This is a genomic window from Mucilaginibacter galii (genome assembly GCF_014635825.1).
Taxonomy (GTDB): Bacteria; Bacteroidota; Bacteroidia; order Sphingobacteriales; family Sphingobacteriaceae; genus Mucilaginibacter; species Mucilaginibacter galii.
The window spans coordinates 312,345-331,347 of sequence record NZ_BMDO01000001.1 but is presented as its reverse complement, the minus strand read 5'-3'; the positions used below and the strand labels follow the sequence as shown (position 1 = coordinate 331,347).

Below are 19,003 nucleotides of genomic sequence, written 5' to 3'. Positions count from 1 at the left end.
TTTGAGGATGTTTTCAAGCTGAATAAGTTGGATGGTAATGACCGTTGTAATCTGTGTTATTCATCTCAAAAGTTTTGATTTTAACTAACTGAATCTTTTTTACCAGGCAAAAAATACAGAATCAGCGGAAATACCAGAAACGTAATCCAAATAGCAAAGCTTTTAGGAAAGAACTGATAATGGTAGTTAACCGCAAACACTGTTACTGAGAATATTACAGCGGCAATTGAATGTGCTATTTGTACCTGATCACCTGAATAGCGTTCTATATGGTCATTCTTTAGTTCGTGCAGTTCATCAAAGTACTTCTTATTAAAAAAAGTACCCTTTCCGGGTAAGAAGTCGAACAGCATCAAAATATTTTGAGCAATGTAGATGCTGCAAGTGCCTAATAAAAAGTATTGCAGGCCAATGTAGACTCTGCCAAGCCAGTCGGATGTTGTTTCGATGGATGGATTTTGATATACCCTGTAAAGGTAATCGATAGCCAATATCATTGAAATTATCGAGCTCCATATGCTTAACCTGAGGCGGCTACTGCGCGATAATGTTTGGTAAGTAAAAGCATGGTAAAAGGTATACAGCGTATACAGGAAAGGTATCACTAAAAGTATTTCGAAAAAGATATTTCTAATTGCCGACAGATCGGAGTCGTAGAACCAGTATACAATTGCTACCGATTGTAACAGCGTTATCCCTTCGGTTAGTTTAGCCGTTACTTTGTCTTTATAAGCTACGCAAGCTATGACTATTAGAAAGCCAAGGAAGAAGTATGGCCATTGCGCAATGTGTCGGTCTATATTATAATCCCTTTCACGCTTGCCGGGCAAAAAAGTAGAAAAACTTAATACAAAGGCACCAGCAACAGAATACAGTACCGTTTTCCAGTCAGTGCAAATTCTCCTGAATTCATAAATAGCGCCCCCAATTAATGCAATAACACTAAGCGAAATGAGGCCACTGCCAAACATAAGGTACGTTTATTTTAGTTACGATAACCTCTTATTTTCTTACCTTTTTTAGCAACCCCTCAATCACCTTTGGAAGATGCTGATGCTCCAGTTGCTGGCCTTTTAGTTTGATGCTGTCGAGCGTATCGCCGGGTTCAATTTTAAATTTAGCCTGGTGAATGGTTTCGCCCTCGTCAAAATGTTCGTTCACAAAATGGATGGTGATGCCGCTTTCGGTTTCGCCATTGGCCAATACGGCCTTGTGCACATTATCGCCGTACATACCTTTGCCGCCATATTTAGGCAATAGGGCGGGGTGTATGTTGATGATCTGATTTGGAAAAGCCTTCAGCAACGATGCCGGAACCAGCCATAAAAAACCGGCCAGCACAACTAAGTCTACCTCCATGCTTTTAAGCAGTTTAACTACATCATCGGTTTGGTAAAACTCGTTGCGGGTAAATACGTGCGAGGGTATCTCGAAATTATCGGCCCGTTGCAGTACGTATGACTGTGGGTTGTTGGTGAGTATCAGCACCACTTCGCCCTGGTCATGATGTTTAAAATACTCTAATATCTTTTGAGCATTAGAACCCGATCCTGAAGCAAAAATGGCAATCCTGGTTTTCAAAGCAGTATATTGATGGTTAACGGTGGTAAATATAGCATTTTATGTAAATGCACCTATTAATGTATAAACGCATAGCGGGTAATACGGCGGCGCAGTACGGTGGTAGGCACCCTACGCAAAGTATCGGTCACTACAGACTGTAATACCAGCGAGTTTTGGCCCAGGTTTAAAATTTGTGCATGTGCAAACGGTCTTGAACTCGTCCCGGCCAAAGAATCTTTCAATAAAATATTTGACCTGAGCAGCAGCGAATCCTGGGTGGTTACTTGCCAGGTGCCTTGTACACTTTGAGTAGTGCAACTATAGTTGGTGTAAGTGCAGTTACCATTGCTGTTAAAGTTGAAAACCTGGTTTTTTGGACATTCGCGGTTCAGTGTATCGGTACGTTTAAGGGTGTCGCCGTGGTATAAACTTAGCTGCTGCGATGCCAGCTGCCACTCGCGGGCTGTCAAAAATACATTAACGTACGCGCCCTGATCTTCTTTTTTGCAGGAGCTGATGAGCCAGCCGCCCAGCATGAAAGCCAGTATAATAAGTACAGGTAATTTGTTACGAAAGTTATGCACGTGGCAAAAATACAAAATCTGTTAAACTACTTGCTTAACCCGATGCGATTATAACGCAGCTTATTATACCGTATTGTGTAAGTTGGCGGCGTAGTTAATTAACTTAGAGAAATACTGTGGTGGTTTAGCAAACCATATGTTAACCTTGCTGTAATTTATAAGTTAGTTTTTAACAAATACCTGATGAGAATACCTTTTGAAACATTGCAGGCAGAATTTGAACGGATACTGCTCGACCTCAATTTTACAGCTCACAAGGCCGCACAAATAGCCACCATATTTGCAGAAAATAGCCGCGATGGGGTGTACACCCACGGTTTAAACCGTTTCCCGGTTTTTGTGCAGTATGTAAAAGAGGGGCTGGTAAACCCTGATGCCGAACCAACGCCACAGGAAGGCCTGGGTTTGTTGGAACGATACGATGGCAACCTGGGGCCGGGCATGCTTAATGCCCGCTTTTGCATGGACAGGGCCATTGCCTTAGCCAATGAGCATGGCATGGGCTGCGTGGCCATACGCAACACCAACCACTGGATGCGTGGCGGCACCTATGGCTGGCAGGCAACCGATGCCGGTTGCATTGGCATTTGCTTTACCAACACCATAGCCAACGTACCACCCTGGGGTGGGGTAGACCCTCGTTTGGGGAATAACCCACTCATCATAGCTGTTCCGCGAAAAGAGGGTCATGTGGTGCTGGATATGGCGGTGTCGCAATACTCCTTTGGTAAGTTGCAGCAATACCGCGATGCAGGAGATGAACTGCCTTTGCCGGGCGGTTATAACAAGGCAGGGGAGTTGACCACCAATGCCGGGGAGATCATGGAATCGTGGCGTTTGCTGCCGATAGGTTTTTGGAAGGGCTCGGGCCTGTCGCTCATGCTCGATCTGCTGGTAACGATACTGAGCCAGGGGCGTTCTACTGCCGAGATTACGAAGGGTAAAGCGGAGTATGGGGTATCGCAAGTGTTCATTGCCATCAAACCTAACAATGGTACCCAATCGGCAGACCTCATAGAACAGATCATCGCCTACACTAAAACCAGTGGTTTGGAAAATCCTGACAACGCCATCCGTTACCCCGGTGAGAGTACTTTGAAAACGCGTGAGCGAAATTTAAAAGAAGGCATCCCGGTGGATGAAAAAATATGGGAAAAGGTGAAAACTTTGTGACGTGCAGAACTTGAAAATTTGCAGAACTGAAAATGTATAAAAATGAAGTTTTTTGTATTTTTTTGAAGAAAAGGCAGAGTTACTTGAACAATAGTGAGTAGTTAAATGCACTTAATCTGCACATCTGCTACTCTCCCTTCAGTACCACTTCGTCGTCCTTGTCCTGAATCAAGTGAGCGAACTTTTCCCAGAAGCCATCCTTCGGCAGGGGGGCTTTAATGTCTATGGGTTCCTTTTTTACCGGGTGCATAAACTGTAGGCGGCGGGCATGCAGGCAAATGCTTTTTCTAAGGCTGCCGCGGGGGTAGCCATACTTGTTATCGCCTACAATGGGGCTATTCAGGGTAGAAAGCTGCACCCGTATTTGGTGTGGGCGGCCGGTTATTGGGTTAACCTGAATTAGGTAATACCCCTCCAGTTCGCCAACCATACGGTAATGCAACTCCGACCGCAAACTGCCCTGCACTTCATGTCCATGTGCTGTTGTAACGTTCTTTTTAGGGTTTTTAATAAGCCAGTGCACCAGATTGCCATACGGCGGGTTAGGGCGGTTACGCACTACGGCATAGTAGGTTTTACGCATTTCACGCGTTTTAAACATCTCGTTTACACGCTCCAAAGCTTTGCTGGTTTTGGCAAAAAGGATTACACCGCTTACCGGCCGGTCTAACCGGTGAACCACGCCTAAAAAGGCACCGTTAGGCTTATTATACTTCTTGGCAATGTAATTCTTCACCTTTTCATCCAGCGGAATATCGCCTGTGTCGTCTACCTGTACAATATCGCCGGCGCGTTTATTAATGGCAATCAGGTGATTGTCTTCATACAGAACGTCGTTGTCCGTAATTTCGGCGTTAGGGTTATTAGGTACAGGTTTATTAGCCATGTGGTTTTAGTAAAGAAGTCGGAATAATCCGTTAGTCAGTAAGAATTATATAGTTTGTTAATGCTTTAGTTTGATGAAGAATTGTAAGCCGATACTGTTAACTCTTGGCTCTTGATTCTTGTATCTTGGTTCTATTCTTAATACTGCTCTCTCTCGTTCGGGAAGTCTTTAGCTTTTACATCGCCCACATAGCCCTTAATAGCATCATTCATAACATCATACAAACTGGCGTATTGGCGTAAAAAGCGCGGACGAAAGCCTTTATTAATACCCAACATATCGTGTATCACCAATACCTGTCCATCGCAATGCTGACCTGCGCCAATGCCAATAGTAGGTATTTGCAAGCTCGCACTAACTTCTTGCGCCAGGGCAGCAGGTATTTTCTCCAGTACTACTGCAAAGCAGCCTAATTCCTGCAGTTTTAAGGCATCCTCACGTAATTTTTGTGCCTCGGCTTCCTTCTTGGCGCGCACAGTGTAAGTGCCAAATTTGTAAATGGACTGCGGCGTCAGGCCTAAGTGCCCCATTACCGGTATACCAGCTGTTAATATACGACTCACCGATTCGGCAATCTCAATACCACCTTCAAGCTTAACTGCATGAGCACCAGATTCTTTCATAATACGGATAGCCGAGCTCAGCGCTTCTTTAGAGTTACCCTGGTAAGAACCAAAAGGCAAATCGACTACCACCAAGGCCCGGTTTGCCGCCCGTACTACCGATGAGGCGTGGTAGATCATTTGATCTAAAGTGATAGGCAACGTAGTTTCGTGGCCAGCCATCACATTAGAGGCCGAATCGCCTACTAAAATTACATCAACACCGGCATCGTCCACAATTTTGGCCATCGAAAAATCGTAAGCCGTAAGCATAGCAATTTTTTCGCCATTGACTTTCATGGCTTGAATGCTGTGGGTGGTAACGCGCTTTATTTCTTTATTTACAGACATGTGAGAAAGAATCAAGAGTATGGAGTCAAGAATAAAGATGAAGACTCCATGTGCAAAACTAATAAAAATGTTATCTATATTCTTGACTCTGCACTCTTGACTCTCATATAAAAATAACTTACTTTTGCGGCGTGAATACAGACGCACCATTCATGCTGCTCACCCACTGCTTTCACGGAGCTGTACACCAGGCCAACCGGCTTAATTTTCATCCTTTTAATTTTTTTGTAAAATGACCAACTACACCAAGTTACCGGCAATATTGCTACTGGCCGATGGTACCGTTTTTCATGGTAAAGCTGCCGGAAAAATAGGCACAACTACCGGCGAAATCTGCTTTAACACCGGGATGACAGGCTATCAGGAGATTTTTACCGATCCTTCGTACTTTGGGCAAATTATGGTAACTACCAATGCGCACATTGGCAATTACGGTATCAGCAACGAAGAAACCGAGTCGAACAAGATCCAAATTGCCGGTTTGGTTTGTAAAAATTACAACATTGCTTACAGCCGTAAACAGGCCGATGAAAGCATTCAGGATTATTTTCAGGAGCAAAATATTACCTGTATTTCAGATATTGACACCCGCCAGTTGGTGCGTCACATCCGCGATAAAGGCGCCATGAACGCCATTATTTCTTCGGAGATATTAGATGTGGAAGAACTTAAAGCGCGTTTAGCCTCGGTACCATCCATGGATGGTTTAGAGCTTTCATCTCAGGTATCCACCAACGAAACTTATACTTTTGGTAACGAAGATGCCACTTACCGTGTGGCCGTGTTAGATTTAGGTGTAAAGAAGAACATTCTGCGTAATTTTTCGGAGCGCGATGTGTATGCAAAAGTATACCCGGCTAAAACATCTTTCGAGGAAATGGAAGCTGATTTTAAGCCTAATGGCTACTTCATCTCCAACGGCCCCGGCGATCCATCGGCTATGCCTTACGCCATTGATACTGTAAAAGATATTTTGGAGGCTGATAAGCCTATGTTTGGGATTTGCTTAGGCCACCAGTTGTTGGCTTTGGCTAATGGTATTCCTACCAAGAAAATGTTTAACGGTCACCGCGGCTTAAACCACCCGGTTAAAAATATATTGAAAGACCACTGCGAGGTTACTTCTCAAAACCATGGTTTTGGCGTGGTGCAGGATGCGGTTCGTGCTTCGGAAAAAGTGGAGATCACGCACATTAACCTGAACGACCAATCCATCGAGGGTATTCGTGTGAAAGACAAAAAAGCATTCTCGGTACAGTATCACCCTGAATCATCTCCGGGCCCGCATGATAGCCGTTATTTATTTGATGACTTTGTGGATTTGATGAAATAAGAATCTAAGAGAATTATAGAATAAGCCGGCTCACAGCCGGCTTTCTGCGTTGATGTGTATTATGTTTTAAATAGAATTTGGACAAGGATTGTATTTTGTAAATAAAGCGCAGCCTTTTTAATAAAAATGATGATTTGTTTACCACAATGTGTTGTAATATTAATAACTAAAAAGTAGCTTTACGTTATTAAACCTATACTTAAACTAAGTCATCAAAATTTTGCTGCTTACGCCGTTGCGTAAAACCTTATAAAATGAATAAAATTCTACCTGTTATTGCCATTTTGTTACTGCTTTCAGCCGCTTCTTGCCAGAAGTCGGAGTTGAAGGAGATGGTAAATACTGATAATTTTATCAGCGTTAAGCAGTCGACTATTGCCAGTGTAAATGGTCCTACTATGGCCGCCGTTAACCAAGAGGTTAAGTTTACGGTATCGTGGCCATACGAGGGAAATTGCCAGACTTTTAAAAGTTTCAAGGCCAATACACTGAGTGATACTACGCAGATAAAACTATTTACCGCTACCAATGTAGCTGAAGACTGCAGCGGCAAGGAAGTGCAGCGTTCTTCAGTTTTTAAATTCAAATCGGACAAAGCCGGAATATTTTATCTCAAATTTTTAGGCCCCGATAGCACCCATGCTATTATAGATACCTTAACAGTTAAGTAAGGTTGTAAATAGCGTTACACTTATTCCATCTGTTTCATTACTTCTCTTTCAATCGACTGACTACAACCAGCTTGTTTAATGCTTCTTTATGGCCGATTATTTGTACCAGATCAACCAAACATCATCATTATGAAAAAGGGAGATACCGTACACTGGGAGTGGGGAAAATCGGAAGCTGAAGGTAAAATAGAAAAGAAGCATGAAGATACTACGCAGATCAAGAGCAAAGGCTCTACCATTAAGCGTAAAGCCAGCAAAGACGAGCCTGCTTATGAAATTAAGCAGGAAAACGGCACAAAGGTGCTTAAATCGGAAAGTGAGCTAAAAAAAGGTGGAAAGAAATAGATTGGAGAATCAAGAATACAGAATCAAGAACCACATCGTCTATTGTTGATAATTCTGTATTCTTGACTCTGTATTCTGTAATCTACTCTTTAATATAAACCTCTCCCTTATATGGGTCAATGGTGCTGTGAAAGCTGTAACCGGCTACATGCATAATGTAGTAGGTCATAATATCGCACCAGCAAATTTCGTCGTGGAACATAGGTACCTTAGGGAATTTTCCTTCCTGGCGGCTTTCTTCTTTGTTGTAATTATATTCGCCGTCGTGCTCCTTGATCCATTCCCGGAAACGATCGAACTCGGCAGGCTCTGAAAACACGATCTTGAAATGTGTTTCTTCTTTAACTTCCTTCAGGTCATCATTCATGTAATGATGAAACTTATGGCGGTGACGTATTATTTTGGCTGTGTACATGTGCTGCGTTGATAGTTGTTAGGCTAACAAAAAAACAAAGACGATGTTTAGTCACAATCTTCCAAAATTGGCTTTTAATTCTCATCAGTTAGAGACTTAATTGATTTCTATTTGTGATGGAAACAGTACTAAAATTTAACATTTCTTTAATTACTTCTACGTAGTAAACTATTAATTTGACCACATGAAATATGCGTATCTACTGTTGGTCTTAATTGTATTGAGCGTGGCGACTACTCAAGGTTCTGTAAGGTTCAATAGAGGTGATAAAGTCAATGTTTGGGTTTTGAAAGGTATTAAGCTTTATAAAAGTCCGGATAGTAAAAGCACCATAACATCTACAATTCCTTATGGAGTATCTGTTGAAGTTTTGAGTACCGGAACAGATTCTTTAAAGGCTTGGCAAGGAAAAATAACAAACGATATTACCCCGGTTCCGGTTACTTTAAAAGGGTACTGGTTGAAAGTGAAGTATGGGCAAATAGAAGGTTACGTGTTTGACGGTTACTTATCCAAAATGCCTTGTTTAAAGTTAAATGAAAATGGATCTCCGGAAGAAGTAGATACCTATATTAAGCGAAATTATAAAGGCTACACTAAAAGGATGATAAAAAAAGTGGTTCAAGGGGTAGATTCTGAAGAAACCACTTACTATTATAAAGGTGCAATAATTTTAGAAGAATCATCGGGTGATGGCTGCTGGGATACGAATGTATATTTTAAAGGAATCAGTTATCAGGATGTACAACTTTTTGAAAAGGTCTGCCTCAATGGTGCGGATGCCGCTCAGGATATTAAGATAAAGCGCCTGAAGAATAACATCGTTAAGTTTTCTTTTGCCTCGTGTACATAAGCCTGTTTAACTACTCCCAACAAAATTTATTACCTTCACGCCCTCTAATATTACCTGAAATATATGAAACTGTTAGAAGGAAAAACTGCGCTCATTACCGGAGCAAGTAAAGGTATAGGCCGTACCATAGCCGAAAAATTTGCCGAGCATGGCGCTAATGTGGCGTTCACTTACCTGTCGTCTGTAGAAAAAGGACTGGCGCTGGAGCAGGAACTGCAAAGCTTTGACACGCAGGTAAAAGGCTACCGTTCTGATGCCTCGAAGTTTGACGAAGCCGATAAATTGATCAATGATATTGTGGCTGATTTTGGCAAACTGGATATTGTGGTAAACAATGCCGGTATAACTAAAGACGGCCTGCTGATGCGCATGACCGAAGAGCAATGGGACGAGGTACTGAACGTGAACCTGAAATCGATATTTAACGTTACGAAAGCCGCTTCAAAAATAATGATGAAGGCGCGTCAGGGTGTTTTTATTAACATGAGTTCGGTGGTGGGTATACAGGGTAATGCCGGTCAGGGTAACTATGCGGCCTCTAAAGCCGGTATTATTGGTTTTTCTAAATCAATGGCTAAAGAATTAGGCTCACGTAACATCCGCACCAATGTGGTAGCGCCTGGTTTCATTAAAACTGAAATGACCGAAGTTTTAGATCCTAAAGTAGTAGAAGGCTGGACTGCCGGTATCCCGCTTAAACGCGCAGGCGAAACGATAGAAATTGCTAACACTTGTGTGTTTTTGGCCTCAGATATGGCTGCTTACATCACCGGCCAAGTAATTTCGGTCGACGGTGGAATGGCGTAATTTATAGAGTCAAGAGCCAAGAATTAAGAGCTAAGACTTTGGATGATGATGCAATGAACCATGAACAATCAATCATCAGCCAAACCATAATCGCTATGGCAACTGAGCGCGGGGCAGATAAAACCATTTGTCCGTCGGAAGTAGCCCGGGAAATGTTTCCTGCAAACTGGCGTAAGCATATGGAAGAAGTTAGGCAGGTAGCGATTAATTTGCATCAGCAAGGCAAAGTAAGCATTACCCAAAAAGGTAAGCCGGTAGATATCAACAACATCAAAGGGCCTATCCGTATAAAAATAGTGAGTAGTTGAACGGTTGATTAGTGAGTTGTTGTTTTAAAAGTTAAATTAGGCCGTGCCTTACAGCTATTTCTTATTGAACCACTCACCACTCACCACTCAACTACTCACCTCCTTAACCTGGGGAAGTGTTTCGGGCTGGTGGACGCCTGTTTGCCTGCTGCTTGGTGTTTTGTATGCCTGGCTAATGTACCGCAACCCGGTTAGTATAAGCAGTGGTGGGCGCTGGTTGCTGTCAGGATTGCGTGCACTTGCCGTGTTCTTGATCGCTTTTTTGCTCGTATCTCCGCTAATTAAGTCGGTTACTTACCAACCTCAAAAGCCGCTGGTTTTAATTGCGCAGGATAACTCCTCATCTATTAACACTTTCAAACCAAAATCCTTTAACGTTAGTGAATTCAATATTCAATTAGCAGGCTTAAAAAAGCTTTTAGGTAACGATTATGAAGTACGGGAGTTTAATTTCGACCGTAATTTGCATAACGGCTTATCTACCAGTTACCAGGGAAAGCAAACTAATATAGCAGCAGCTATACATGAGCTTAATGAACGTTTTGTTAATCAAAATGTAGGCGCATTAGTATTGGCTACCGATGGCTTGTATAACCAGGGTGCCGATCCTCAATACGAAACCAGAAACCTCAAAACCAGCATTTATACCATTGCCCTTGGCGATACCGTTCCACGCCGCGACTTACTCATTAGTAACGTTAACTACAACAAAACCGCATTTTTAGGCAACGACTTTATGCTGGAGGTTTTAGCCGAAGCCTACCAGAGTATGGGCGAAACTTTGCGCCTGAGCATTGCGGAAGATGGCCGTACTGTGTTTACGCAAAACATCCCGGTTACGAGCAATGCTTTTCGTGAAGTGGTGCCGGTAAAGCTTAATGCCGATAAAAAGGGCATCCACCAATTTACGGTAAAGCTTGCACCTATAAGCAATGAGCTATCGGTTCAAAATAACGCCGAAATCATTTATATTGAAGTGTTAGATGCCAGGCAAAAAGTTTTACTGGCTTATGCCAGTCCGCACCCCGATATCAGCGTAATTAAACAACTGGTAGAGCGGAACAAGAATTACGAACTTAAGGCAGTGCCTGCGGATAAGTTAACTACTGTGAAGCTGAGTGATTATGGGTTAATCATATTGTACCAGATTACGGCAGGCGATAACCCGGCTTTGAAAACATTTGCCGCGCAAAGTAAAGTACCGCTTTGGTACATAACGGGTGCCCAAACCGATCTGTCGGATTTTAACCAGGAACAAAACACTATTGGTATTATTGCCGGCCGTACCGATGTACAGGAAGAATTCGCTGTACCGGTTGCCGGTTTCTCGCTATTTACCCTGACCGATTCTACGCAAAATAAGATCAACCGCTTTCCGCCTTTGCTGGCGCCGTTTGGTAACTACGGCTCGGCGGCAGGCGCTTCTGTATTGCTTAAACAAAAGATAGGTAGCGTAAATACCACCTTCCCGCTGCTGGCCTTTAACGAAGCTGATGGCCGCCGCACGGCCGTTTTAGCTGGCGAAGGCTTGTGGCGCTGGAACCTGGCCGAGTACCAAGAATTTGGTAGCCACACGGCTATGGAAGAGTTGTTTAGTCAAAGCATTCAATACTTAACCGCCAATGCCAACCGCCAAAGGTTTAGGGTATATGCCGCCAAAAATGTATTTGACGAGGGAGAGAATATACTGCTCAATGCCGAACTATACAATGATGCTTTGCAGCTAATTAACACCCCTGATGTTAATATCACGCTGAAAAACAGCAGTGGCAAGAACTATAGCTATTTGTTTAGCCGGGCGGGGCAAAGTTACCAGTTAAACGCCGGTGTATTGCCTGTAGGTAATTACAGCTATACTGCCAATAGCAAACTGGGTAAACAAACCTTTACCGCCAAAGGGCAGTTTACTATCAAAGCTTTGAACCTCGAAAGCAGGCAAAGTACCGCTAACCATCAATTGCTGTATAACATGGCCAAACAATCTGGCGGTAAAATGCTGCAGCCTGCTCAGCTTAATCAACTGGCCGAATTGATTCGCAAGAACGAAAATATTAAGACCGTAGTGTACGATGATCAGCGTTACAGCGACCTGATTGACAGCAAATGGCTGTTCGTGCTGATATTGGCTTTGCTGAGTACCGAGTGGTTTTTACGTAAGCGGGAAGGAGAGGTGTAATGAGCGTTTCCTTTGTTATTGAGTTGTTGGGTACGGTGGCCTTCACCATATCAGGTGCTTTTTCGGCCATGCAAAAGCGGCTGGATGCCTTTGGGGTTATCGTAATTGCCTTCATTACAGCCATTGGCGGCGGTACCATTCGTGATGTATTAATTGGTTATACACCAGTAAGCTGGATGCGCGATTTGAATGGACCTATCGTAATTACGATTACTGCCGTTTCTGCAATTTTCTTCAAAAAATATCTAAAAAACTTCAAAATTACACTGTTTTTGTTCGATGCTTTAGGACTATTTACGCTGATAGGTATTCAAAAAGGCGTTGACGCCGAGCTGAACAACGGTGTCTGCATCATCTTAGGTACCATCACCGGTTGTTTCGGCGGTGTGCTTCGCGATATACTGCTGAACAATATCCCGCTCATCTTCCGCAAAGAAATTTATGCTACAGCCTGCATCATCGGCGGCGGAATCTACTTTGGATTGAGACATCTCATTGACCCTAACTGGGCGAAAGTAATTGCAATCGCTTTTATCTGCGGTATCAGAATACTGGCGGTAAAATATGATTTGAAGTTGCCGGTTTGGTAAGGAGCAGAGAGTAAGGTGCGAAGAGTGGGGTATTTCCGCTCCTCAAAACCCCGATCCCCGCACCTTAAGATTACTTCAACTCATCCAAAACCTTAAACAACTTCTGCCTTACCGTGGTGGTTGATCCATTATAATTGTTAATGATAGCCGAAAAGCACAACCTGCGCCCGCCATGTGTTTGATAACCAGCGTAGGCTACCACATCGGCAATGGTGCCGCTTTTCATGTGCATGTTGTTGTAAAGAGGAAGGCTATCGTAAAAAGAAGAAAACCAAGGCTGTGCTACCGCCGTTTGCAGGATTTGGGCTACACTGTGGGTAGTTACCCTGTCTTCGGGCGAAAGGCCACTGCCGTCATATATATTGAGTGACAGTGCGTCAATACCGCGTACCTTCCAGAAGTTTTGAAGCACCTGTACTCCGCTTTTGGTAGATACTGTTTTATCCATTTTTACGGTCAGCATTTTGAGCATTTGTTCGGCATAAAGGTTAATGCTTTCTTTATTTAACCAGTACACAATCTTGCTCAACTCTGGTGAGTATACTGTGGTTAATGTTTTGTTGATAGTGGGTATTTGCGTGCCTTTGGCCGTTAGCGTAATTACAGATTCAGGCTCGCCGCTCACTTTGATATTTAAGCGCTTCAAAGTGTCGGTCAACCGGAAAGCGGCATCATAAGCAGGATCGGGCATGGCTACGCTGATGCTTTTCTTAGCCTTATCAATGGCATAGGCGCCACGAATATACATGGACTTATTGCCAACCGGCAGGTAAGCGTAAGAATGATCGCCCGAACCCGGGCCTGAAGTCAATACTTCGCTTTTAAAGTCGAAGTAAGGCATGGCCGGTACCGTGCGTAATACTGTTACCGGGCTGCCAACCGTACCTGTGGTGTATTTAATGTCAAATGTGTTTTCACGCCAGCATAAGCCTGAGGCACCGGCACCGTAGTAGTTGCCCAAATCCTGCCATATCCAGCCATCGGGAACGGCCTGGGTATCAAAAATGGAATCATCGCCAATAATGCGGCCGTTTATTTGTTTAATGCCTGCCTGTTGCAGGGCGGTTACCATTTGGTTGAGAACAGCGTTTTCTTTGGTGGTTTCCCAGCGCCAGCTCCCAAGAGTGGGGTCGCCGCCGCCTTTAATGATTACATCACCAGTGAGTATGCCATTGGCATCAATAGTACCTGTGTATCCTAATTTGGTTTCAAATTTATAGTCGGCCCCTAACAGGTTAAATGCTGTTATAGAAGTAACCGTTTTTAGCGTAGAGGCAGGCGCCAGGCCTTTATCGCCGTTGGCGGTATAGATAACCTTGCCCGTTGCCGCATCCAATACCGTTAACGATAGGGTGGCATACCGGCATTGGCTGTCTTGCTGTAATTTGTTAAAAGCGATTTGCAGGCTCTTTTCTAAAGTTTGCGCCTGGCTGTAAACGTTTAAAAGTAGAAAGCTAACTATCAATAAGTACCGTATCCTCATGCTTAACGTTGCGTTGCGAAATATAATAAATAGGAATGCCGATAAGTACAATAATAAGGCCAGGCCAAGTGTATTGCGGTTTATATATAATTAACAGCGTGCAAAATGTTAAGCCCATCAATACATAGATAGCAGGCAATACCGGGTAACCAAATGCTTTGTAAGGACGCTGTGCATCGGGGCGTTTTACCCTTAAAATGTAGATACCCACAATGGTAAGCACATAAAAAATAACCACCACAAAAGAGATCATATCCAGCAAGTCGCCGTAGCGGCCGCTAAGGCAAAGTATGCTGGCTACTAAACATTGTATCCATAAACCAAACTCCGGAACCGCATTTTTATTTAAGGTACCGGTCTTTTTAAAAAACAAGCCGTCTTTAGCCATGGTATGATAAACCCTCGCGCCAGCTAAAATTAAGCCGTTGTTACAGCCAAAAGTTGAGATCATGATCATCAGCGCAATAATTATGGTACCGGCATTACCAAAAATAGCGTTTGAGGCAGCTACGGCAACCCTGTCTTTTTCGGCCGATGCAATTTCTTGTAAAGGCAGTACAGCTGTATACATTACGTTGGCTGATACGTAGATCAGTGTAACGATGAGCGTACCTAAAAACAAGCTCAACCCAATATTGCGCTGTGGGTTTTTCATTTCGCCGGCAATGAAGGTTACATTATTCCATGCATCGCTGCTGAATATAGATCCTACCATAGAAGCAGCAATGGCACCCAAAGCGGCAGCCATGGTTAAGGACGTAATGCTGCCATCTTTACCTAAGCCGTGCATATCCCAGGCGTTGGTCCAGTTGGCATGCCATACATTACCATTTAGCATGATAAAGCCAAAGGTTATTAAACCAAACAAGCTCAATAATTTAGTAATGGTAAGCGTTGTCGTAATTATTTTTCCGCCTTTAACCCCTTTGGTATTTATATAAGTTAGCAGCACGATCACAACAATAGAAACCAGTTGGGCCGCACTTAGCGTAAATACATAACTGCCTATCGGAGCCTTTAATAAAATGGTGTCCTCACTAACCAGGTAGGCATACTTTGCTGTAAAGCTTATTGATGCTAAAAACGCTGCTGTAAACTTTGAAAAAGCCACGCCCACCGCAGCAATAGTACCTGTTTGAATAACAGCAAAAAAGCTCCAGCCGTACAAGAAAGCTATGAGTTTATTATAGGCTTCCTTCAAGTAAACGTACTGTCCGCCTGCTTTAGGAAACATGGCGCTCAACTCACCGTAACTAACAGCGGCCGTTAAGGTCATAAAGCCGGTAATAACCCATACGGCAATAAGCCAGCCAGCCGAGCCCACATTACGGATGATATCGGCACTTACAATAAATATTCCGGAGCCGATCATGGAGCCGGCTACCAGCATGGTGCCATCTAACAGGCCAAGTTCGCTTTTTAATTTAGGTGGAGTAGAGGTTGGTTCCATCAATGGTTAAAGGATTAAAGTCCTAAATCTATTTAAAAATGTTGGGATTTTGCTGATGGTGATTTGAAAAAGGGTTTGTAAGTACGTTTTAAACCTTGTTTTGTGCTGATGATTGGCCATCGTATGCTATGGCCGCGGATGCCTTTGTTCTTTTTTGATAAAAAAAGTGACAAAAAATCAATTCACCTACGCTATGCTTCTTTGCTGTATAGATAAATTGGGACCATCCATTAATATTTTATTAAGCTGTGTCTATTGTTTCGTCAGTTATTGTACCGCATTTAAATCATGAAGTGCATACTAATCAACAAATTCAGGACAAAATTAAGATACAATCGAGCATCAGATACTTAGTTGCGCCAGATAAAATGGTTTAACGTGTTAAAGAGGTGCTTTAAAGGGCCTCTTTTGGGTTAAAATGTACGACAAATTAGCTTATAAATCAGCTAATTATTAACATCGGCTTATTGTTACTCGCCGAACTTTACATTTTCAATAAAAATAAGTACGTTTGGAGGTAAACATGATTAAATCTATACAACTGATCAAAGAACATGAGTTTATTTATTAAGAAGTCCATTCAGTCGTTGCTTGCTGCATCGGCCGAGTCGGATAAGAGTTTAAAACGCACCTTAGGCCCAACGGCATTAGTGGCTTTAGGTATAGGTGCTATTATTGGTGCGGGCTTATTTGTTCGTACGGCTGCTGCTGCTGGTGGTAACGCCGGTCCTGCGGTAACTATCTCGTTTATAATTGCTGCCATAGGTTGTGCTTTAGCCGGCTTATGCTATGCAGAGTTTGCCAGTATGATACCTATTGCAGGTAGCGCTTACACTTATTCTTATGCCACCATGGGCGAATTTATTGCCTGGATCATAGGTTGGGATTTGGTATTGGAGTATGCATTGGGCGCGGCTACGGTAGCCATTGGCTGGTCGCAATATTTGAATGACCTGCTTCATACGTTTTTTGGCATAGGAATACCCTATGAATGGAGCCATTCGCCCTTTCAATCGGCAGATGGCGTGCACGGTATAGTTAACTTACCTGCTATCCTGATCATCTTTTTACTCACCATGCTTTTAATACGCGGCACGGCAGAGTCGGCTGCGGTTAATAATGTTATTGTGTTTGTTAAAGTGGCTATTGTATTATTGATCATTGGCTTTGGCTGGCAGTTCATTAATCCTGCTTTACATACACCTTACATGATCCCAGAAAACGCCGGAACTATCAAACTGAGTACTGGCGTTCTGCACGATTATGCGGCCACCGGTAATCACGGCTGGTTTGGGGTCTTGCGTGGGGCAAGTATCGTATTCTTTGCATTTATTGGTTTTGATGCTGTATCTACAGCAGCACAAGAAGCTAAGAATCCACAAAAAGATATGCCATTGGGTATCTTAATTTCGTTGGTAATTTGTACTGCATTATACATTTTGTTCTCACACGTGTTAACAGGTATAGCCTCTTACAAAGAGTTTTTAACCCAAGGCAGCGAGGCTTCGGTTTCTTACGCTATACGTCATCATATGCCGGGTTTTGAGTGGTTAGCCAAGTTGGTAACTGTAGCTATTTTAGCAGGTTTCTCTTCGGTAATATTAGTGATGCTGATGGGCCAAACTCGCGTGTTCTATACCATGAGCACCGATGGTTTAGTGCCTCCTGTATTTTCGAAATTACACCCTGTACACCGCACACCTTACAAATCTCAATGGTTGTTCTTCATCTTCGTTTCTATATTTGCCGGCTTTGTGCCCGATAGTATTGTGGGCGATATGGTGAGTATTGGTACCCTGTTTGCATTTGTGCTGGTATGTTTGGGCATCTTTATTCTGCGCAGAACCGACCCTGATATTAACCGTCCGTTTAAAACGCCGTTGTATCAGATAGTTTGCCCGTTAGGTGCTTTAGTTTGCCTGGGTATGATTGCCAGCGAAGGCTGGGAAAACTGGGCACGTTTAATTGTTTGGTTAATTATTGGCTTTGTCATCTACTTTGGTTATGGCATTAAGCATTCTAAAGTGCGTTTGGGTTTAGACAAAACGCCATTGGATCCGCCAAATCCTAAATATGTTGACTAAGTAACATTCACATGATAATAAAAAGGTTCTGCATTACGTGCAGAACCTTTTTTGCTTTTAATCCTTTGTACTCCATACCAACAAAGTTGCGGCCTGGATGAAAGGGGACAAGAATTTATGGGTACTGGTTTTTATATGCGTGATCAACTCCATGGGTTTCGGCATTATTGTACCCCTGCTCTATTCGTATGGTAAAAAGTTTGGTTTGAATGAGCAAACCATTGGTATACTTACCGCCTCCTTTTCTGTCGCTCAGTTTTTTGCCACACCGCTGTTAGGTGCCTTGTCAGACAAATGGGGACGCAAACCTCTTTTAGCTATCAGCTTGTTTGGTACTTGTGCTTCGTTTTTACTTTTTGCCACTGCTCAAAGTCTTGTCATCCTCTTCGCCGCCCGAGTTTTGGATGGCATAACAGGCGGTAATATTTCGGTAGCGCAAGCTATGATCTCTGATAGTTCCACTTCCGAAGACCGCGCTAAAAAGTTTGGAATACTAAGCTCGGCTTTTGGGTTTGGCTTTGTTTTGGGGCCTGCGCTGGGCGGCTTATTAAGTAAAATGGGTATGCAGGTGCCGTTTTATTTTGCTGCCGGCATTGCGCTCATAGGCGCCTTATGCGCTACCTTTATTTTGAAAGAGACGAAGGACAAAAAAGAGTCAGGAGTCAAGAGTACAGCGTCAAGAAAAGAAAGTAATAGACAACAGGCAACAGACAACAGGCAACAGAAAAATGATAAGTTTAATTTTGTATCGCTCGTTACGGCGTTAAAAAGGCCGGTTATTGGTACGGCAGTTTTTGTAGGCTTTTTGCTTACCATGGGGCAGTTCATCATGATTATTGGTTTCCAAACCTTTTCGGTAGATAAACTGAAAATTAGTCCAACGCAGATAGGTTTATTATATGCTGGCTTTGGTGTTACAGGGATATTGATGCAGTTGGGTGTGCCGTTTATTACTAAGTTTATTTCATCAAAAGCTGTTATACTTTCACTTTCTACGGTGGTATGTTTGGCTGCTATGACGGCCACTGGTTTTACAAAGGCGCTGCTTCCCTTTGCGGCTTGCGTATTTGTTTATGGTTTATTTAACGGATTGCGTAATCCCATGCTCAACGCTATTATAGCCGATAAGAACGATGATGAGGAGCAAGGTGAGATATTAGGCGTAAATCAGTCTTATGCTTCGTTAGGGCAAACTTTAGGGCCGGTTGCTGCAGGGTTAATCACTGCTGTATCGGTGCATGCGGTATTCTTTTTATCGGCGTTTTTTATTTTGCTGGGCTTTTTGCTTACCTTTCGCTTAAAAGCTAAAGAAAAGCAAAATTCCTAACC

At 43.1% G+C, this 19,003-nt stretch carries 19 protein-coding genes; 11 read left to right on the top strand and 8 right to left on the bottom strand.

From position 1 onward, the window contains the following. Window positions 1-80: 80 nt before the first annotated feature. The 3 genes from IEV61_RS01440 to IEV61_RS01430 are packed head-to-tail and all read right to left on the bottom strand — an operon-like array spanning window position 81 to window position 2,147. Window positions 81-971, bottom strand: a complete 891-nt coding sequence (locus tag IEV61_RS01440; RefSeq protein ID WP_188413103.1) for a hypothetical protein — start codon at window positions 969-971, stop codon at window positions 81-83. Between the two features lie 31 nt (window positions 972-1,002). Beyond that, entirely contained in the window at window positions 1,003-1,581 is a 579-nt protein-coding gene (gene purN, locus IEV61_RS01435; RefSeq protein ID WP_188413101.1) for a phosphoribosylglycinamide formyltransferase, read from the bottom strand. Between the two features lie 56 nt (window positions 1,582-1,637). Next, on the bottom strand, window positions 1,638-2,147 hold the full coding sequence (locus tag IEV61_RS01430; RefSeq protein WP_188413099.1) for a hypothetical protein: 510 nt from the start codon (window positions 2,145-2,147) through the stop codon (window positions 1,638-1,640). A 183-nt stretch (window positions 2,148-2,330) separates the two neighbouring features. Here IEV61_RS01430 and yiaK point away from each other — a divergent pair, with 183 nt between their 5' ends. After that, on the top strand, window positions 2,331-3,320 hold the full coding sequence (gene yiaK, locus IEV61_RS01425) for a 3-dehydro-L-gulonate 2-dehydrogenase (protein ID WP_188413097.1): 990 nt from the start codon (window positions 2,331-2,333) through the stop codon (window positions 3,318-3,320). 127 nt (window positions 3,321-3,447) lie between these two features. Here the strand turns inward: yiaK and IEV61_RS01420 are convergent, their stop codons facing one another. Next, window positions 3,448-4,206: an RluA family pseudouridine synthase gene (locus IEV61_RS01420; RefSeq protein WP_188413095.1), complete on the bottom strand. Its 759-nt coding sequence runs from the start codon at window positions 4,204-4,206 to the stop codon at window positions 3,448-3,450. Window positions 4,207-4,343: 137 nt separating this feature from the next. Next, complete coding sequence (gene panB / locus IEV61_RS01415) at window positions 4,344-5,159, bottom strand: 3-methyl-2-oxobutanoate hydroxymethyltransferase (RefSeq protein ID WP_188413093.1); 816 nt, start codon at window positions 5,157-5,159, stop codon at window positions 4,344-4,346. Window positions 5,160-5,391: 232 nt separating this feature from the next. On the opposite strand from panB, the gene carA reads away from it, so the two are divergent. The 3 genes from carA (at window position 5,392) to IEV61_RS01400 (ending at window position 7,508) form a co-directional block, all read left to right on the top strand. Beyond that, complete coding sequence (gene carA / locus IEV61_RS01410; RefSeq protein ID WP_188413091.1) at window positions 5,392-6,492, top strand: glutamine-hydrolyzing carbamoyl-phosphate synthase small subunit; 1,101 nt, start codon at window positions 5,392-5,394, stop codon at window positions 6,490-6,492. A gap of 254 nt (window positions 6,493-6,746) precedes the next feature. Next, on the top strand, window positions 6,747-7,163 hold the full coding sequence (locus IEV61_RS01405; RefSeq protein ID WP_188413089.1) for a hypothetical protein: 417 nt from the start codon (window positions 6,747-6,749) through the stop codon (window positions 7,161-7,163). A 129-nt stretch (window positions 7,164-7,292) separates the two neighbouring features. Next, window positions 7,293-7,508 carry a hypervirulence associated TUDOR domain-containing protein gene (locus tag IEV61_RS01400; protein WP_188413087.1) on the top strand — a complete coding sequence of 72 codons (216 nt, stop codon included), beginning with the start codon at window positions 7,293-7,295 and terminating at the stop codon, window positions 7,506-7,508. Between the two features lie 82 nt (window positions 7,509-7,590). On the opposite strand, the gene IEV61_RS01395 is transcribed toward IEV61_RS01400, so the two are convergent. Continuing rightward, a complete protein-coding gene (locus tag IEV61_RS01395; RefSeq protein WP_188413086.1) occupies window positions 7,591-7,923 on the bottom strand; it encodes a hypothetical protein in 333 nt (110 codons plus the stop codon). Window positions 7,924-8,107: 184 nt separating this feature from the next. Between IEV61_RS01395 and IEV61_RS01390 the strand changes: the two genes are divergently transcribed. The 5 genes from IEV61_RS01390 (at window position 8,108) to IEV61_RS01370 (ending at window position 12,657) form a co-directional block, all read left to right on the top strand. Then, complete coding sequence (locus tag IEV61_RS01390) at window positions 8,108-8,776, top strand: SH3 domain-containing protein (protein WP_188413083.1); 669 nt, start codon at window positions 8,108-8,110, stop codon at window positions 8,774-8,776. Window positions 8,777-8,839: 63 nt separating this feature from the next. Beyond that, on the top strand, window positions 8,840-9,583 hold the full coding sequence (fabG, locus tag IEV61_RS01385; protein WP_188413081.1) for a 3-oxoacyl-[acyl-carrier-protein] reductase: 744 nt from the start codon (window positions 8,840-8,842) through the stop codon (window positions 9,581-9,583). Between the two features lie 53 nt (window positions 9,584-9,636). Then, window positions 9,637-9,891, top strand: a complete 255-nt coding sequence (locus tag IEV61_RS01380) for a DUF3253 domain-containing protein (protein ID WP_188413079.1) — start codon at window positions 9,637-9,639, stop codon at window positions 9,889-9,891. 43 nt (window positions 9,892-9,934) lie between these two features. Further along, entirely contained in the window at window positions 9,935-12,067 is a 2,133-nt protein-coding gene (locus tag IEV61_RS01375; protein ID WP_188413077.1) for a vWA domain-containing protein, read from the top strand. Further along, on the top strand, window positions 12,067-12,657 hold the full coding sequence (locus IEV61_RS01370; RefSeq protein WP_188413075.1) for a trimeric intracellular cation channel family protein: 591 nt from the start codon (window positions 12,067-12,069) through the stop codon (window positions 12,655-12,657). The genes IEV61_RS01375 and IEV61_RS01370 overlap by 1 nt, the downstream gene beginning before the upstream one ends. A 70-nt stretch (window positions 12,658-12,727) precedes the next feature. On the opposite strand, the gene dacB is transcribed toward IEV61_RS01370, so the two are convergent. Further along, window positions 12,728-14,140 carry a D-alanyl-D-alanine carboxypeptidase/D-alanyl-D-alanine endopeptidase gene (gene dacB / locus IEV61_RS01365; protein WP_229746997.1) on the bottom strand — a complete coding sequence of 471 codons (1,413 nt, stop codon included), beginning with the start codon at window positions 14,138-14,140 and terminating at the stop codon, window positions 12,728-12,730. Continuing rightward, window positions 14,112-15,590, bottom strand: coding sequence for an APC family permease (locus IEV61_RS01360; RefSeq protein ID WP_188413073.1), 1,479 nt, complete (start codon window positions 15,588-15,590; stop codon window positions 14,112-14,114). Before IEV61_RS01360 ends, dacB begins: the two co-directional genes overlap by 29 nt. 554 nt (window positions 15,591-16,144) lie before the next feature. Between IEV61_RS01360 and IEV61_RS01355 the strand changes: the two genes are divergently transcribed. Then, on the top strand, window positions 16,145-17,674 hold the full coding sequence (locus tag IEV61_RS01355) for an amino acid permease (RefSeq protein ID WP_188413071.1): 1,530 nt from the start codon (window positions 16,145-16,147) through the stop codon (window positions 17,672-17,674). Between the two features lie 139 nt (window positions 17,675-17,813). Next, complete coding sequence (locus IEV61_RS01350) at window positions 17,814-19,001, top strand: MFS transporter (RefSeq protein WP_188413069.1); 1,188 nt, start codon at window positions 17,814-17,816, stop codon at window positions 18,999-19,001. Window positions 19,002-19,003 lie beyond the last annotated feature (2 nt).

What these genes read in the sequence shown, in the direction of transcription:
- IEV61_RS01440 (WP_188413103.1), bottom strand. Translation starts at nt 971, where the DNA reads ATGTTTGGCAGTGGCCTCATTTCGCTTAGTGTTATTGCATTAATTGGG.
- yiaK (WP_188413097.1), top strand. Translation starts at nt 2,331, where the DNA reads ATGAGAATACCTTTTGAAACATTGCAGGCAGAATTTGAACGGATACTG.
- IEV61_RS01420 (WP_188413095.1), bottom strand. Translation starts at nt 4,206, where the DNA reads ATGGCTAATAAACCTGTACCTAATAACCCTAACGCCGAAATTACGGAC.
- panB (WP_188413093.1), bottom strand. Translation starts at nt 5,159, where the DNA reads ATGTCTGTAAATAAAGAAATAAAGCGCGTTACCACCCACAGCATTCAA.
- carA (WP_188413091.1), top strand. Translation starts at nt 5,392, where the DNA reads ATGACCAACTACACCAAGTTACCGGCAATATTGCTACTGGCCGATGGT.
- IEV61_RS01405 (WP_188413089.1), top strand. Translation starts at nt 6,747, where the DNA reads ATGAATAAAATTCTACCTGTTATTGCCATTTTGTTACTGCTTTCAGCC.
- IEV61_RS01400 (WP_188413087.1), top strand. Translation starts at nt 7,293, where the DNA reads ATGAAAAAGGGAGATACCGTACACTGGGAGTGGGGAAAATCGGAAGCT.
- IEV61_RS01395 (WP_188413086.1), bottom strand. Translation starts at nt 7,923, where the DNA reads ATGTACACAGCCAAAATAATACGTCACCGCCATAAGTTTCATCATTAC.
- IEV61_RS01390 (WP_188413083.1), top strand. Translation starts at nt 8,108, where the DNA reads ATGAAATATGCGTATCTACTGTTGGTCTTAATTGTATTGAGCGTGGCG.
- fabG (WP_188413081.1), top strand. Translation starts at nt 8,840, where the DNA reads ATGAAACTGTTAGAAGGAAAAACTGCGCTCATTACCGGAGCAAGTAAA.
- IEV61_RS01380 (WP_188413079.1), top strand. Translation starts at nt 9,637, where the DNA reads ATGAACCATGAACAATCAATCATCAGCCAAACCATAATCGCTATGGCA.
- IEV61_RS01370 (WP_188413075.1), top strand. Translation starts at nt 12,067, where the DNA reads ATGAGCGTTTCCTTTGTTATTGAGTTGTTGGGTACGGTGGCCTTCACC.
- dacB (WP_229746997.1), bottom strand. Translation starts at nt 14,140, where the DNA reads ATGAGGATACGGTACTTATTGATAGTTAGCTTTCTACTTTTAAACGTT.
- IEV61_RS01360 (WP_188413073.1), bottom strand. Translation starts at nt 15,590, where the DNA reads ATGGAACCAACCTCTACTCCACCTAAATTAAAAAGCGAACTTGGCCTG.
- IEV61_RS01355 (WP_188413071.1), top strand. Translation starts at nt 16,145, where the DNA reads ATGAGTTTATTTATTAAGAAGTCCATTCAGTCGTTGCTTGCTGCATCG.